This is a genomic window from Streptomyces lunalinharesii, assembly GCF_039532155.1.
Lineage (GTDB): Bacteria > Actinomycetota > Actinomycetes > Streptomycetales > Streptomycetaceae > Streptomyces > Streptomyces lunalinharesii.
The window spans coordinates 691034-705962 of the sequence record NZ_BAAARK010000001.1; the positions used below are offsets into that span (position 1 = coordinate 691034).

General features: G+C 72.7%; 14 protein-coding genes. 1 reads left to right on the forward strand and 13 read right to left on the reverse strand.

Annotated features, from left to right (window positions below; all coding sequences use genetic code 11):
- Positions 1–10: 10 nt before the first annotated feature.
- The 9 genes from ABD385_RS03145 to ABD385_RS03185 all read right to left on the reverse strand — a co-directional run bounded on the left by ABD385_RS03145 (position 11) and on the right by ABD385_RS03185 (position 10025).
- Entirely contained in the window at positions 11–787 is a 777-nt protein-coding gene (locus tag ABD385_RS03145; RefSeq protein WP_344573300.1) for a class I SAM-dependent methyltransferase, read from the reverse strand.
- A 44-nt stretch (positions 788–831) separates the two neighbouring features.
- Entirely contained in the window at positions 832–1827 is a 996-nt protein-coding gene (locus tag ABD385_RS03150) for an NAD-dependent epimerase/dehydratase family protein (RefSeq protein ID WP_344573301.1), read from the reverse strand.
- A 64-nt stretch (positions 1828–1891) separates the two neighbouring features.
- The gene (gene rfbA, locus ABD385_RS03155) at positions 1892–2809 is read right to left on the reverse strand and encodes a glucose-1-phosphate thymidylyltransferase RfbA (RefSeq protein ID WP_344573302.1); all 918 of its coding nucleotides are present in this window, start codon (positions 2807–2809) and stop codon (positions 1892–1894) included.
- Positions 2806–3447: a dTDP-4-dehydrorhamnose 3,5-epimerase family protein gene (locus ABD385_RS03160; RefSeq protein ID WP_344573303.1), complete on the reverse strand. Its 642-nt coding sequence runs from the start codon at positions 3445–3447 to the stop codon at positions 2806–2808. Before ABD385_RS03160 ends, rfbA begins: the two co-directional genes overlap by 4 nt.
- Positions 3448–3780: 333 nt before the next feature.
- On the reverse strand, positions 3781–4965 hold the full coding sequence (locus tag ABD385_RS03165; protein ID WP_344573304.1) for a nucleotide disphospho-sugar-binding domain-containing protein: 1185 nt from the start codon (positions 4963–4965) through the stop codon (positions 3781–3783).
- Positions 4966–5047: 82 nt separating this feature from the next.
- Positions 5048–6187, reverse strand: a complete 1140-nt coding sequence (locus tag ABD385_RS03170; RefSeq protein WP_344573305.1) for a nucleotide disphospho-sugar-binding domain-containing protein — start codon at positions 6185–6187, stop codon at positions 5048–5050.
- 51 nt (positions 6188–6238) lie between these two features.
- Positions 6239–7426: a cytochrome P450 gene (locus ABD385_RS03175; protein ID WP_344573307.1), complete on the reverse strand. Its 1188-nt coding sequence runs from the start codon at positions 7424–7426 to the stop codon at positions 6239–6241.
- A 62-nt stretch (positions 7427–7488) separates the two neighbouring features.
- Positions 7489–8673: a nucleotide disphospho-sugar-binding domain-containing protein gene (locus ABD385_RS03180; protein WP_344573308.1), complete on the reverse strand. Its 1185-nt coding sequence runs from the start codon at positions 8671–8673 to the stop codon at positions 7489–7491.
- A gap of 107 nt (positions 8674–8780) precedes the next feature.
- Entirely contained in the window at positions 8781–10025 is a 1245-nt protein-coding gene (locus ABD385_RS03185; protein WP_344573309.1) for a nucleotide disphospho-sugar-binding domain-containing protein, read from the reverse strand.
- Between the two features lie 159 nt (positions 10026–10184).
- Here ABD385_RS03185 and ABD385_RS03190 point away from each other — a divergent pair, with 159 nt between their 5' ends.
- Complete coding sequence (locus ABD385_RS03190; RefSeq protein ID WP_344573510.1) at positions 10185–10766, forward strand: TetR/AcrR family transcriptional regulator; 582 nt, start codon at positions 10185–10187, stop codon at positions 10764–10766.
- A 10-nt stretch (positions 10767–10776) separates the two neighbouring features.
- On the opposite strand, the gene ABD385_RS03195 is transcribed toward ABD385_RS03190, so the two are convergent.
- From ABD385_RS03195 to ABD385_RS03210, 4 genes are read right to left on the reverse strand one after another with little or no spacing between them, the layout of a single operon-like run.
- Positions 10777–11580, reverse strand: a complete 804-nt coding sequence (locus tag ABD385_RS03195) for an SAM-dependent methyltransferase (RefSeq protein WP_344573310.1) — start codon at positions 11578–11580, stop codon at positions 10777–10779.
- Between the two features lie 43 nt (positions 11581–11623).
- Entirely contained in the window at positions 11624–12643 is a 1020-nt protein-coding gene (locus ABD385_RS03200) for a Gfo/Idh/MocA family protein (RefSeq protein ID WP_344573311.1), read from the reverse strand.
- Entirely contained in the window at positions 12640–14055 is a 1416-nt protein-coding gene (locus ABD385_RS03205; protein ID WP_344573312.1) for an NDP-hexose 2,3-dehydratase family protein, read from the reverse strand. The genes ABD385_RS03200 and ABD385_RS03205 overlap by 4 nt, the downstream gene beginning before the upstream one ends.
- A gap of 60 nt (positions 14056–14115) precedes the next feature.
- Positions 14116–14868, reverse strand: coding sequence for an NAD-dependent epimerase/dehydratase family protein (locus ABD385_RS03210; protein WP_344573313.1), 753 nt, complete (start codon positions 14866–14868; stop codon positions 14116–14118).
- Positions 14869–14929: the final 61 nt, after the last annotated feature.

Genomic DNA, 14929 nt, shown 5'->3' on the forward strand with positions numbered 1-14929 from the left:
GGGTCGGGGGCTAGTCCTCGCCCCAGACCAGGTAGATGATCGGGGACTCGCGGTGCGGCAGCTGACGGAGCGTGACCCGGCCCAGTTCCAGGAACTCGGTGAGTGCCTTGGTCTCGCCGGGCCACTTGGGGTGGGCGAGTTCGTCGAAGGCGATGATGCTGCCCTTGGCCAGGTGCGGGCGGATCGCGTGCAGCGTCTCCAGGGAGGGCTCGTACAGGTCGAGGTCGATGTAGGCGAGGGCGACGATCGTCTCGGGGTTCTCCGCCAGGTACTGGGGGACGGTCTTGCGGACGTCGCCCTGCACGACGAAGCTGCGCTGGGTGTGGCCGTAGGGTTCGTTGGCCTCGTGCGCGGCCAGGACGGCGCGCAGGTGGTCGACCTCGTCGGCCGGGACGGCGAAGCGGCCTTCGACGGCGCTGGGGGTGGCGCGGTCGACGTCGGCGATGTCGGGGAAGCCGGTGAAGGTGTCGAAGCCGACGACCCGGCGCAGCGAGTTGTAGGGCTCGTAGATGCTGCGCAGGGCCGTGAAGGCGGCGAGGTGGCGGCCGTGCAGGACGCCGAACTCCATGATGACGCCGGGCACGTCGACGATCTTGCGGTAGAGGGCGTCCATCGCCAGCAGGTCGGCGAGTTGGGGGCGGCGCAGGTACACCGGGAGGTTGTCGATCAGGTACTCGGGCGGGATGGGTGTCTGGGCGAGGAGTTCGGTCAGGCGCAGCCGGGAGTCGCGTTCCTGCGGGGACTCGTGCGGTACGACGCGCGGGTCCTTGTAGGGGGTGTCGGTCATGGTGGTCCTTTCGTAAGGGGCGCTGGGTGCGGGTGCCGGCGGGGTCAGCGGCTGGTCCGGCCGGCGTCCCACAGGTCCTTGCAGGTCTGCGGGAGGGGGATGCGGGGTTGCCAGTGCAGGACGGTGCGGGCGCGGCGGATGTCTGCCTGGACCCAGTCGGCGCCCAGGCTGCGGACCGGGCCGGTGTCCTCGTCGAGGGCGGTGCGGGGCAGGCCGGCGGCGGCCAGGAGGTGGGTGACCAGTTCCCGCATGGGGACGGCGACGCCGCTGCCGATGTTGAAGACCCGTTTGGTCAGGGGACGCCTGGCGGCTTGGACGACGGCTTCGGCGACGTCGCGGACATCGACCCAGTCCCGCATGGCGGCGGCGACGGTGACGGTGAGGGGTTCGCCGGCGAGGGCGGCGGCGCGCATCCGCGGCAGGAGCTTGCCGGGGAAGCTGGCCGGGGTCGGGTAGGGGCCGACGGTGTTGACCAGGCGGAGCACGGCGGCGTCGACGACGCCGGTGTTGGCGGCGGCCAGGACGGCCTGCGAGCCGGCGAGTTTGGCGCGCGCGTAGGCGTTGGTCGGGCGGGGGGTGAGGTCCTCGGCGAGGGGGACGCCGCGCTGGCCGGGGCCGTACTCGTGGATGGTGCCGAGGTGGACCAGGCGGGGTGGTTTGGCGCACTGCTGGAGGGCCTGGGTCAGGGTGCGGGCCAGGCCGGCGTTGGCGGCCAGCAGTTCCGCGGCGCGCTGTTCGCCGCCGTCGGCGGCGCTGGTGACGTCGGTGGCGCCGGCCATGTCGGTGGCGTTGACGACGACCTGCGCGCCGGTGTCGGTCAGGAGCTGGGAGAGGGCGTCGGCGGGGGCGGTGAGCAGGTCCAGGGAGCGGAAGGCGTGTGCGGCGACGTGCGGGGCGGGGGTGCGGGCCACGACCGTGACGCGGTGGCCGTGCCGGGCGAAGGCCGCGCAGACGTGCCGTCCGATGCAGCCGCTGCCGCCCAGGACGAGGACGCCGGGGGCGTCGGGGTCCGGGGGCGGGGCCGGTGAGCGGTTCTGCATGGGACCTCCGGAGGGTGGGAGAGGAAGGGGCGGGAGTGCGGTGGCGGTGGGGTGCCCGGGGTGGTCAGGTGGTGCGGGGGGAGGAGCTGGCGCCGACGGTGCGGGACAGCGCCCCGCCCTCCTCGGCGAGGTTGACCAGGTAGTCCCCGTAGTCGGTGCCGGCCCGTTCCCGGCCCAGCCGGTGGCACTGTTCGGCGGTGATGTAGCCCTTGAGGTAGGCGACTTCCTCGACGCAGCCGATGCGGATGCCTTGGCGTTGCTCCAGCATCTGCACGTACTGGCCGGCTTCCAGGAGCGAGTCGTGGGTGCCCATGTCGAGCCAGACGAAGCCGCGCCCCAGTTCGGCGAGGTGGGCGCGGCCCTGCTCCAGGTACGCCTTGTTGATGTCGGTGATCTCCAACTCGCCGCGGTCGGAGGGGATGAGGTCCTGGGCGAGTTGGACGACGGTGTGGTCGTACATGTACAGGCCGGTGACCGCGATGTTGGAGCGGGGTTCGCGGGGTTTCTCGGCGAGGGCGGCCAGGCGTCGGTCGGCGTCGAGTTCGGCGACGCCGTAGCGCCAGGGGTCCTTCACCGGGTAGCCGAACAGGGCGCAGCCGTCGAGGCGGGCGGCGGTGGTGCGCAGCAGTTCGGAGAAGCCGTGGCCGTGGAAGATGTTGTCGCCGAGGATGAGGGCCACGTCGTCGGTGCCGATGTGGTCGGCGCCGATCAGGAAGGCTTCGGCGATGCCGTTGGGTTCCTTCTGTTCGGCGTAGTCCAGTCTCAGGCCGAGGTCGGAGCCGTCGCCGAGCAGGTTGCGGAAGCTCTCCGTGTGGGCGGGCGAGGAGATGACCAGGATGTCCCGGATGCCGGCGAGCATGAGGACCGACAGGGGGTAGTAGACCATCGGTTTGTTGTAGACGGGCAGGATCTGCTTGGAGACCACGCCGGTCAGGGGCCGCAGGCGGGTTCCGCTGCCGCCGGCCAGCAGGATGCCCTTCACGTCCGGGTCCCGGTCAGGTCGTGCGGTGCCTGGGCGGGGGTGCCGAGGCGGGCTTCGAGCTCCTGGCAGAGTGCGAAGTCGGGGAGCAGGCCGCGGTCGGCGGCCTGGGCGAGGGTGAGGGCGGCACCGTCCCGTTCGGAGAGGATCGGGTCGATGTCGTCGGGCAGGGGCAGGGCCAGGGCCGGGTCCAGGGGGGAGAGGGCCAGTTCCTGCTCGGCGACGTAGGGGGCGGAGGTCAGGTAGGCCATGACGGTGTGGTCGGTGAGGGCGACGAAGGCGTGGCCGACGCCGACGGGCAGGTACACCGAGCGGAAGCCGGTCTGGTCCAGGAGGACGGTGTCCCAGGTGCCGTACGTCGGTGAGCCGCGGCGGATGTCGACGACGATGTCCAGGGACCGGCCGCTGGCGCAGTAGACGTACTTGGCGGCGCCGGGTGGGGCGGCGGTGTAGTGGATGCCGCGGACGACGCCGCGGCGGGAGACGCTGTGGTTGCTCTGGGCGACGGAGAACAGCGGTCCGCCCTTGGCGGCCTGGAAGGTCTGCTGTTGGAAGGGCGCGACGAAGACCCCGCGGTCGTCGGAGAACGTCTGCGAGGTGAATTCGAATGCGCCGTGCACGGCGAGCTTGCGCGCTTGCAAGGTGTCCCTCCGGATTGCGGGATGGGGGCTTCGGGCCCTGATGCCTGCGGTGTACGGCCCCGGGTTCGCGCTGCGGGTGGCGTGGTGGTGCCGTGGTGGGGTGCGCGGGGTGGGGCCGGGGGCGGGATGGGCGTCCGCCGCGGCCGGCCGGGCGCGGTGCCTGGGCACTGCGCGGTGCGGTATTCGGCGCCGGGCGGGGAATACCGCGAACGCTAGGAAATCTATCTTCGGGGGCGTACGGGGTCAACGGCGTTGATTTCAGGGAACTTTGCGGCTGGCGTCAGGGACCTTCAGGCCGATGTCAGGAGAAGGTCAGCCAACGTCAGGGCAACGTCAAAGGGGTGTCGAGGGCCGCGGCCAGGCAGGGGGCTGGCGACGCGTCAGGTCTTCCAGCACCCGGACGGTGGCGACAGGCGTGGGCAGGGCCTGGATCTCCTCGCGCAGGGCCCGGGCGCGCTTGCGCGGGGCGTCGTCGGCCAGCATCTGCCGGCAGGCCCGGCCGAGGGCGCCGGGGGTGTCGTCGCCGGTGGGCAGGGTCAGGGCGGCGCCGTAGTCGGCCAGGGCGCGGGCGGCGCCGGCGAGCATCTCGGCGCCCGGCACGATGACTTGGGGGGTGCCGGCGCACATGCCGGTCAGGCTGGTCACGCCGCCGCCGTGGTGGACGAGCAGGTCGCAGGTGGGGGCGACGACGTCCAGGGGGACCCAGCCGGCGTGCACGTCGGGGTGCTGGGCGTGGAGGTCGGGGGCGAGGGCGTCGGGGGCCGCGACGAGGACCTCGGCGCCCAGGGGGGTGAGTTCGGCGAGGGCGCGGGTGAGGAACTCGTAGAGGCGGTGCCGGGCGTCGCGGGTGACCTGGCTGCCGGCGGTCAGGCAGATGCGGGGGCGGTCGGAGCGGGTGTACATCCACGGCTTGAGGGGGCGGTGTTGGTTTCCCAGGACGAACCGCAGGGGCGTGGCGGGGACGGCGTGACGGGGACGGAGGCTGGGTGGGCACACGTCGAGGAACAGGTCCGGTTCGGGGAGCCGGTCGCGCCCCAACTCGGCCAGTTCCGGCTGGAGTTCCTCGTCCGCGCCGGGGTGGATGTGGTGGGCGTCGATGGCGTCCCAGGCTTGCCGCACGTAGGGGACGCCGAGGTCGGCGGCGAGGAGGGCGGCGGCGTAGCTGGTGGTGCCGCCCACGATCAGGTCCGGGCGCCGGTGCTTGCTGAACTCCCGCAGGGCGGGGAGGCTCGCGGCGGCCAGGCGGCCGAACCAGCGGCCGGTGAAGTGGCCCTGTTCGGCGAGGGACTTGCCCAGCGGGGAGTCGACCGGGCGGCCCGCGCGGTCCTGGGTGGTGAAGTGCTGGACGGGCAGGTCCGTGCTGGAGACGGCCGGGAGCGCCGAGGCGGTGATGGCGGGCAGGAGGTCGGCGTTGCCGGCCATGAACACCTCGTGGCCGGCACCGCGGGCGGCGGTGGCCAGGGGGGCCAGGGCGAAGACGGTGGCCGGCCCGCCGCCGGTGACGAACAGGATTCTCATCGGTCCTTCTTCACGGGTGGGTGCCTGGGGGTGGGGTGGGCCGGGAGTGCGCTTTCGCTCCCCCGGCCCCGGGTGTGCGCCGTCAGCGGGCGGCGAGGTCTTCCAGTACGGCGACGACCTCGGCCGGGCTGGGCATGGCGGCGATCTCGCGGCCCAGGTCGTGGGAGCGGTCCGTGTACGTGGGGTCTTCCAGGAGCGCGTCGAGGGCCTTGCCGACGCTGTCCGGGTCCACTTCGTGGGGCAGCAGGCTGCGGGCGGCGCCGTAGTCGGCGACCAGGCGGGCGGCCTCGCGCACCTTCGCCTCCTGGGGCAGGAGGAGTTGGGGGACGCCGGCGAGGGACGCGGTCAGTCCGGTCAGTCCGCCGGCGTGGTGGACGATGAGGTCGCAGGTCGGCATGAGGACGTCCAGGGGGATCCAGCCGGCGCGGACCTGCGGGAACTGGGCGTGGAGTTCGTCGGCGACCTCCGCCGGGGCGGGGATGACGATCTCGGCGTCGAGTGCGGTCAGGCGTTGCACCATGGAGCGGATCAGGTCGAAGTTGTTGCTGGTGGTGGCCATGCTGCCGCCGGTCACGCAGACCCGGCGCCGGGCGGGACGGGTGTACATCCACGGTTCGAGGGGGCGTTGGGTGTTGAGGGGGGTCCAGCGGATCTGTTGGGCGGGGGCGGCGTCGGCGGGGCGGATGGCCGGGGGGCAGTTGTCGATGAGCAGGTCGGGCAGGACCAGCCGACCCAGGCCCAACTCCGCGAGTTCGGGGGTGAGTTCGCCTTCGCTGCCGGTGTGGATGCCGACGGTGTCCAGGGCGGTCCAGGAGTGGCGTATCCACGGGACGTCGTACTCGTGGGCCAGCAGGGCCGCGGCGTAGGCGTGCGGGCCGCCGACGAGGGCGTCGGGGCGCCAGGCGGCCACCACCTCGCGCAGCCGGACGAGGCTGTGTGCGGCCAGGCGCCCGAACCAACGGCCGGTGTACTGGATGAAGTCGGGGTGGTCGACGTCGTCGGGGACGTGCTCGGGTTCGCCGGAGCGGCGGGTGGCCTTGAGGGCGGTCAGGTCGGTGGTGGTGGCCGCGAGGGCGGGCAGGCCGACGCCGGTGACCACCGAGGTGAGTTCCTTGGGGGCGGACATGAACACCTGGTGGCCGGCGTTGCGGGCGGCGGTGGCCAGGGGGGCGAGGGCGAAGATGTTGGAGGGCGTGGGCCCGGCGACAAAGAGCAGCTTCATGTGGGGTGTTCCTTCGGGACGCCGCGGGAGGGGCGGGGCTGCGGTGACGGGTCAGGTGAGCAGGTGCAGGGACTCCACGCCCATCACGTTGGCGCCGGGCATGAAGACGGGTGCCTGGTCGGGGTCGCAGCGCAGGGCCGGGAAGCGGTCGAAGAGGATGTCCAGGGCGAGGAGGCCCTCCAGGCGGGCCAGGGGGGCGCCCATGCAGAAGTGCGAGCCGCGGCCGAAGGACAGGTGCGGGTTGTTGCCGCGGTCCAGGTCGAAGGTGTGCGGGTCGCGGAACTGGTCGAGGTCGCGACTGGCGGCGGCCGTCCAGGCCATGACGACCTGGAGTTCGGGGATCTCGACGTCGCCGATCCGTGCGGGCTTGCGGGTGACCCGGCGCAGGGCGGCCAGCGGGGCGAACAGGCGCAGGGACTCCTCGATGGCCGCGGGGATGCGGCTGCGGTCCGTGCGGACGGCCTCCCCCGCCGTCGGGTGGGCGTCCAGGCACAGGATGGTGTTGCCCAGCAGCATGGTGGTGGTGATGTGGCCGGCCACCAGGAGGACGAAGGCGAAGTTGACGATCTCGGCGGTGGAGAGGCGTTCGCCGTCGACCTCGGCCTGGACGAGCTTGGTGAGCAGGTCCTCGCGGGGCTCGGCGATCCGCTGCTCGACGTGTTCGCGCAGGTAGGTGGAGAGGTTGTTGATCTGCACGAAGGTCTCTTCGCGCTGCTTGCGCAGTTCCTCGGTGTCCTCGCCGGTGGAGAAGCTCTGGTTGTTCTCCAGCAGTTTGCTGACCCACTCGCGGAACAGGTGGCGGTCGCTCGCGGGGATGCCCAGCAGTTCGGCGATGACGATGACCGGCAGGGGGTGCGCGAGGACCTCGACGAGGTCGAAGGCGTCGCCGGGCTCGACCTGGTCGAGCAGCTCGTGGGTGATCGCCTTGATGCGGGGTTCGAGGGCGGCGACCACGCCACGGGTGAACACCCCACTGACGATCTTGCGCATCTTGGTGTGTTCGGGCGGGTCCATCGTGGTGAGGTTGCCGGGGAAGATCTGCCGTTTGCCTTCGGGGGCCAGGATGCTCAGGTCGGAGGAGAAGGTCTCCGCGTCGCCCAGGACCTGGAGGCATTCGGCGTATCCGTAGACGTTCCACAGTCCCTTCTTCTCGTCGTAGCAGACCCTGCCCGGGGGCAGTTCGCCCCGCATCCAGAACTGGTCCTCGTGGAAGGTCCACTGAGTGCTGGCGTTCGTCACGGTCGTCCCTTTCGGTCCGGGGGTACTCGCGGTGGTGCTCGGGGTGTGCGGCGTGGGGTGGGTCAACGGGGCCGGTGCCCGGCGAGCCGTTCGAGGGTGCCGACGGTCTCGGCGGGGGTGGGCATCCGCTCCATGTCCCGGCGCAGTGCGGCGGCCGACTCGACGTGGTGGGCGTCGGTGAGCAGGCGCGACAGGGACCGGCGGAGCTGGTCGGGGTCGTCCTGGGCGGCGACGGTGTCCAGGGTGAGGCCGGCGCCGGTGGCGGCCAGGCGGTCGCCGTGGGCGAAGCAGTCGGCCATCTGCGGCAGGGCGAGTTGGGGCAGTCCGTGCAGGGCGGCGGTCATGGTGGTGGCGGAGCCGCCGTGGGTGACGATCGCGTCGCAGGAGTCGAGGACGAGGTGGAGCGGGAAGGGGTCGACCATGCGGACGGCGCCGGGCACCGGGCCGATCTGCTGACGGTGGTCGGCGCCGACGGTGGCGAGCAGTTCGACGTCGGGCAGCTCGCCCAGCGCGTGCAAGAGGCTCCGGGTGAAGGGGACGCCGTGGTAGGCGAGGGTGCGTCGGCCCAGTGAGACCACCACGCGGTGCGGGCCGGTGCGGGGCCGGCCCCACTCGGCGCGCAGCCAGTCGGGAACGGTGCCGCTGCCGTTGAACGGCACGTAGCGCAGGGGGGTTTGACCGGCGAGTTCGGGCAGTTGGAGGGCGGTGGGGCAGGGGTCGAGGACGGCGGCGGGGTCGGGCAGGGCGTCGAGGCCCAGCGCCTGGCACGTCGCCTCCAGCTCCTGGCGGGCGGCCGGCAGCCGGGGGGTGCCGATCGGGTCGACGCCCCAGCGGTGGTGGACGGCCGGGACGCCCAGGACCCCGCCGGCGATCAGGGCGCTGTAGTTGAGGGGGTCGGAGAGGATCAGGTCCGGGCGGTGCGCGCGGGCGAAGTCGAGGTAGGTGCCGGCCATGTCCTTGGCGTGCTCGATCCACACGCCGCCGAAGCCGCCCTTCATCCGGGGGTCGGCGCGGGGGCGGGATTCCAGGGGCCGTTTGCCGGGGGTCAGGGCGCGCAGCACCAGTTCCTCGGTGCGGAACCAGTCGCCCAGGCTCACGAAGTTCAGTCCGGCGGTGCGGGCCGACTCGGCGCTGTCGGGTTGGCCGAGGACGAGGACGTCGTGGCCGGCGGCGCGCAGCGCCCACGCCACGGGGACCAGGGGTGGCAGGTGACTGGGGTCGGGGGTGGTCATCACCAGGACGCGCATCGGGTTCTCCTTGTGGCCCGCTCCGGCGCGGGCGGGGCCGGAGCCTGGGCGGGCGGATCGGGGCGGGCTCGGCGGGGGCGGGTGGGTCCGGGGTGCCGGCGTGGACGTCAGCGCGCGAGGGCGGTGAGGGTGTCGACGAGCTCCGCCGGGGTGGGCAGGGCCGTCATCTCCTGGCGCAGTCGGGTGGCGGTGTCGCGGTGGACGGGGTCGTCCAGGAGGCGGCGGACGGCGGTCCGGATGGCCTGCGGGTCGGCGTGCGCGTTGGGCAGGGACTGGGCGGCCCGGACGCCGGCGAGCCGGTCGGCGATCACCTCCTGGTCGGATCCGGCGTGGATCGCGAGCTGCGGCGTGCCGGCGGCCAGTGCGGTCATGGTGCAGCCGGCGCCGCCGTGGTGGATCACCGCGTCGCAGGCCGGCAGCAGCAGGTGCAGGGGGGTGCGTTCCAGCAGGCGCACGCCGGGTGGGAGCGGGCCGGCCTGCGTGATGCGGGCGCGGTCGGCGCCGGTGAGGGTCAGCAGGACCTCGACGTCCAGGTCGGCGAGGGCTTCGAGGATGCGGGGCACCGCGAAGGAGGCCGGTCCGTACACGCCGCTGACGGAGGTCCCCCACACCACGCAGACGCGTGGCTTGGTGCCGTGGTGGCCGGTCAGGGAGGGCGGGACGGCGCCGGGGCCGTTGTAGGGGACGTGGCGCACGGGGATGCGGTGGGCGTCCAGCGGTGGGCGGGCGGTGGTGGGCGAGGGGTCGATGACGTGCGCGTAGACGTCCGGTCCCATCCGTCCCGCGTGGTGCCGCGCGAAGGCGTCGCTGGGGTCCATCGGGACGAAGCTGGCGCCGGGCGGGGCGCCGGGGACCGGGTCCTGGGGGCCCATCGGTCCCCACAGGTGCAGCAGCGCCGGAACGTTCAGGGCCCGTCCCACCAGGGGGCCCTCCAGGCTCATCAGGTCGTTGACGACCAGCTCGGGCCGCCACCAGCGGGCGAAGTCCACGGCCGCGTCGCAGCTGCGGGCGGTGACGCCGACGGCCCAGTCGTGGTTCTCCTTCGACCAGGTGTCCAGGTCGAAGTCGTCGAGGGAGCTGAGCTGTTCGCCGGTGAGGGGGTGCGGGGGCAGGCCGGTGAAGGCCCAGGTGCCCGCGCGGGCCTTGCGGTAGTTGTGCAGCCGGCCCCGCACGGTCATGTCCATCGCCTCCAGGACGGGTACCGCGAGCAGCCCGGCGTGGGTCAGCGGTTCCGTCTGGCAGGGGGTGCACAGGACCTTGACCTCGTGCCCGGCGGCTTGCAGGGCCCAGCCCAGGGGCACCATGGAGAACCAGTGCCCGGGCCAGTTGGACACCGAGAACACAACGCGCATCGCGTTCCTTTCGCAGGGTCGTGCAAGGTCACCGCCGGCGGCGGGGCGGGCGGTCGGACGTAGACTCGGGCCTGGCCGCCTGCCCTCCGGCGGAGCGCAAGTGGCCGTCGAAGGGGCGGTTTTCGCCCGTGGGTGCGAGGAGATCGGGGAGTGACGACCGTGGCCGGCAGTGGCGCCAGGAAGGACCGGGGGGACACCCGCAAGCGCATCCAGGAAGTGGCGCTGGAGCTGTTCGTGCGGCACGGCTACGAGAAGACCTCGCTGCGGGAGATCGCGGAGGTCCTGGGGGTCACCAAGCCCGCGATCTACTACCACTTCAGGTCCAAGGAGGACATCCTCCAGAGCATCTTCGAGGACCTGGGACGTCCGGTGGACGACCTCATCGCGTGGGGGCGGCAGCAGCCGCCGACGTTGGAGACGAAGAAGGAGCTGCTGCGCCGGTACGGGGCGGCGATGGACGCCACCGTCCCGTTGTTCCGGTTCATGCGGGAGAACGAGGCGACGCTGCGGGACTTGAAGGTCGGTCAGGAGTTCAACCAGCAGATGACCGCCATCGGCGAGATGCTCACCGATCCGCAGACGCCGCTGATCGAGCAGTTGCGGTGCATGGGCGCGCTGTTCACCCTGCACTTCGGGACGTTCGCGCTGGGGCACTTCGAGGGGGATCCGGAGGTCAAGCGCAGCGCGCTGTTGGCGATCGCCACGGACATGGTGGAGACCGCCCACGGCGAGGACGCGTGAGAGCGGTGGGTCAGGGCTTGCGGGCGACGGCGGCGTAGAGGTTGGAGCGCTCGTCGGCGTCGCCGGAGGTGGCGTCGGGGCGCCACTGGGGCGTGAAGACCAGCCCGGGGTCGAGCAGTTCGAAGTCGCCGAGGAGGCGGGTGACTTCGGCGCCGGTGCGGGGCACGATCGGGGCGCGCCCGCTGTCCTTGAACATCTCGATCGTGCGGCGCATGGTGTCGGCGTCGTTGTCCCAGGTGAAGCAGGACAGCGCGAGGTGGCTGCCGGCGGGCAGGGCGTCGCGGTAGCGGGCGGTGATCTCCCACAGCTGTGCGTCGTCCGGCAGGAACTGGGTGACGCCGAGCATGAGGAAGCCGACGGGCTGGGAGAAGTCGATGAGCCGGGTGGTGGCCTCGGCCTCCAGGACGGCCCGCGGGTCCCGGATGTCGGCGGCGACCATGGCGGTGCGTTCCTGGTCGCGCAGGAGCAGCGCGCTGTGGGCGACGGTGGCCGGTTCGTTGTCGACGTAGACGACGCGGGCCTGCGGATCGGCCTGTTGGGCGATCTCGTGGACGTTGCCCATGACCGGCAGGCCGGAGCCCAGGTCGATGAACTGGCGGATGCCGGCGGCCAGCAGGAAGTCCATCACGCGGTGGAGGTAGTCCCGGTTCTGTCGGGCCATGACGTTGGCCGGCAGCACCGACAGGACCTGGTCGCCCAGTGCGCGGTCGGCGGGGAAGTGGTGGGTGCCGCCCAAGAGATAGTCGTAGGCGCGGGCGGCGCTGGCGGTGGTGCGGTCCATGTCCTCGGGGATCCACGGAAGGGTCGCGGTCATCACGGGCTCCTGACGGGTGGGGTCGGTGGGTGCGGGTGCGGTCTCACGCCGGGTGGCGGGCCGCGTCGGGCGCGGTGGTGGGTCGGGCGTGGTGGACGACGGCGCGGTGGCGGACGGCGTCCAGCAGTTCCGCCTGGCGCAGCACCATCGGGTCCGGTGCGGGCCGCTCCCCCGGTGCGCGGACGGCCGCGGCGAAGGCGGTCAGCGTGTTGGTGACCTGGTCGTCGGGCGGCAGGTGCAGCTCTTCGCGCTGGGTGCCGCGTTCGACGTGGAGGACGGGCGCGTGGTCGGCCGGTGGCGTGAAGGCGTGCGGGACGACGATGCGGCCGGTGCTGCCGCACAGCTCGTACCAGGAGCGGTAGGCGTGGTCCAGGCCGAAGGTGAGGTGCGCGGTGACGCCCGTCGCGCTCCGCAGGAGGACGCCGCCGGCGGTTTCCACCTGTCGGCCGGCGCCGTGGGTGAGGGCGGCGCCGACGACGTCGAGGTCCTCGCCGAGCAGGTGCAGGGCGGCGCGCAGCGGGTAGACGCCGACGTCGGCCAGTGCGCCGCCGCCGAGTTCGGGGCGGTGCCGGATGTCGTCGTCGGGCAGCTTCGGGATGCTGAACTGGGCTGCGAACGACCGGAGTTCGCCGATCGCGCCGTCGCGGACGAGGCGTCGGACGGTGGCGTGTTGGGCGTGGTGGAGGAACATGACGTTCTCCGCCAGGACCAGGCCGCGGGAGTGTGCCAGGGACAGCAGGGCGCGGGTTTCGGCGGCGTCGGTGGTGGTGGGCTTCTCCACCAGCACGTGTTTGCCGGCGTCGAGGGCGGCCCGGGTCCAGGTGGCGTGCAGGGCGGCGGGCAGCGGGACGTAGACGGCGTCGACGTCCGGCCTGGCCAGCAGCGCGGGGTAGTCGGGGGCCGCCTGGCAGCCGTACTGGGCGGCGGCCCGCTCGGCGGCGGCCACGTCCCGGCTGGCCAGGGCGGCGAGCCGCACGTCGGGGCAGGCGGCCATGGCCGGCAGCAGGCGGCGGCGGGCGATGGATGCCAGGCCCAGGACGCCGATGCGCAGCGGGCGGGTCATCGGGCCGTCCGCATGGCGCCGAGGCAGGCCAGCAGGGTGCGGGCCTGGACGTTGACGTAGTGGCCGTGGCGGACCAGCGAGGTGAGTTGGCCGGGGGTGACCCATTGGTAGCCGGGTGGCGGGGTGAGCGGGGCGACGCTCTCGTCGGCCTCGACGAGAAGGTAGCGGCTCTCGGCGTTGAGGAAGCGGCCGCCCTCCTCGGAGTGCACGGCCTCGTAGCGGACGGCCTCGGGGGGCGCGGTCAGGACGTGTTGGAGGAAGGGGGGCCAGCGCCGGGCGGGCAGGTGGGTGTAGTTGGCGGGGGTGTACTGGACGGTGGGGCCGAGTTCGACGGCGTCCAGGAAGCCGCCTTCGACGCGGGCGTGGGCCAGGACGTGCGGGACGCCGTCGAACGTGCGGGTCAGGAACGCGACGACGCCTGGTTCGACCGGTTCGAAGAGGGGTTGGGTCCAGCCGGTGACCTCGCGGTTCCCGGCGCGCACCGACACCCCGACGGCCTTGAAGTAGCGGCCATCCTCGTGTTCGACGGCGTAGGGGCCGCGCTTCCAGCCGCTGACGTTGGCCAGGGGGATGCGGGTGGCGCTGACGGTGTGGCGGGCGCGTTCCTCGGTGAACCAGGACAGCAGGTCGGTGTCGGACAGGTGGGCCCGGCCGTCGGTGTCGGGCAGGGGGATGCAGGACAGGACGGTGCGGGCGTCCATGTTGACGACGTTGTCCTGGTGGAGGAGGGCAGCGAGCTGACCCAGGGTCAGCCAGCGGAAGTCCTCCAGGAGGGGGACGTCGCCGGCGGCCTCGACGATCATGTTGCGGTTGCTCTTGCGGAAGAACCAGGAACCGTGTTCGGACTGCAGGACGTCGGCCAGGACCCGGCCGCGTCCGGGGCGGGTGAAGTACTCGATGTACTTCACGGCGGCGCCGCGGTGGGCGCGGGTGTAGTTGCTGCGGGTGGCCTGGACGGTGGGCGAGAGCTGCACCAGGTTGGGGTTGCCCGGCTCCATCTTGGCCTGCATCAGGAAGTGCAGGACGCCGTCGAACTCCTTGACCAGGATGCCGAGGATGCCGACTTCGGGCTGGCGGATGATGGGCTGCTGCCAGTGGTGGTGGCCCCCGTCGTCGACGGCGGTGACGTCCAGCCCCTCGACGGTGAAGAACTTGCCGCTGTGGTGGCCGAGGTTGCCGGTGGTGGGGGCGAACGTCCAGTCCTCCAGGTCGGCCAGGGGGATCCGTTCGACGCGGAAGTCGTGGGCGCGGCGGCGCCGGCCGAGCCAGGCGGGGACGTCGGGGGCGGCGGCGACGGGGGCCGCGGGTTCGAGCGCTGCTGCGGAGCGGGCGAACCGTTCGGCGGTCGTGGCGTCGGCGCGGGGCCGCACCGTGGGCGGCGCGGCCTGGGGGGCGTCGGCGTGGGACGGCATGATCCAACTTTCCGAACTCCGGCGGGAGTTCCTGTCGGTCGGGACGGACCCGGGGCGGGATCAGGGGGTTGCCGGGGTGGCGGCGGCCAGGAAGTCGTCGAGGACGCCTTGGTAGTAGTCGGGGCCGAACCCCATGGCGGCGACTTCCGGGACGAGGGCGCGGAGCTTGGCGATGGAGATGGTGTGGTGGCCGCCGACGTCGACGTAGCTGCGGGTGGCGTGCAGCCCGGTGCGCTCTTCGAGGTGGTCGATGATGCGGTCGACGGGCACCGCGACGCCGGAGGCCACGTTGACGATCTGCCGGCTCGCGCCGCGGGTCAGGAGGTGGTCGACGATGGCGATGACGTCGTCGACGTCGATCAGGTCGCGGGTGGCGCCCTGGTGGACGGCCACGGAGCCCTGTTGGAGTTGGCGCAGCAGGGTGGGCAGGAGTTGGTGGGGAGGTTGTCCGGGGCCGACCAGGTGGCCCAGGCGCAGCGCCAGGAAGTCGGTGCCCGAGGTGCGCAGATGGCGCTCCATGGCGATCTTGTGGACGCCGTAGGGGGTGCCGCCGGTGAGGGTGAGGTCCTCGCGCCCGGGGCCGTCCGCGGTGCCGTACATCCCGGTGGACGCGGTGGAGAAGAACAGCAGGCGGCGTGCGGTGGCCCGGCAGTCCGCGGCGACGTCGCGCAGCAGGGCGGCCTCGCGGGCGAAGTCGGCGTCCGAGGTGTGACTGGCCCAGGAGACGCCGGCGGCCAGCACCACCGTGTCGGGGTGGCGGTCGACCAGGGGTTTCAGGTGGCGGGCGAGGAACCCGTTTCCCACTATGTCCATCAGAACCTCTCGAAGGGGGCCCTCGGCCTGGGCCGGGGAGGGGTGTCGTGCGGGGGCTGGC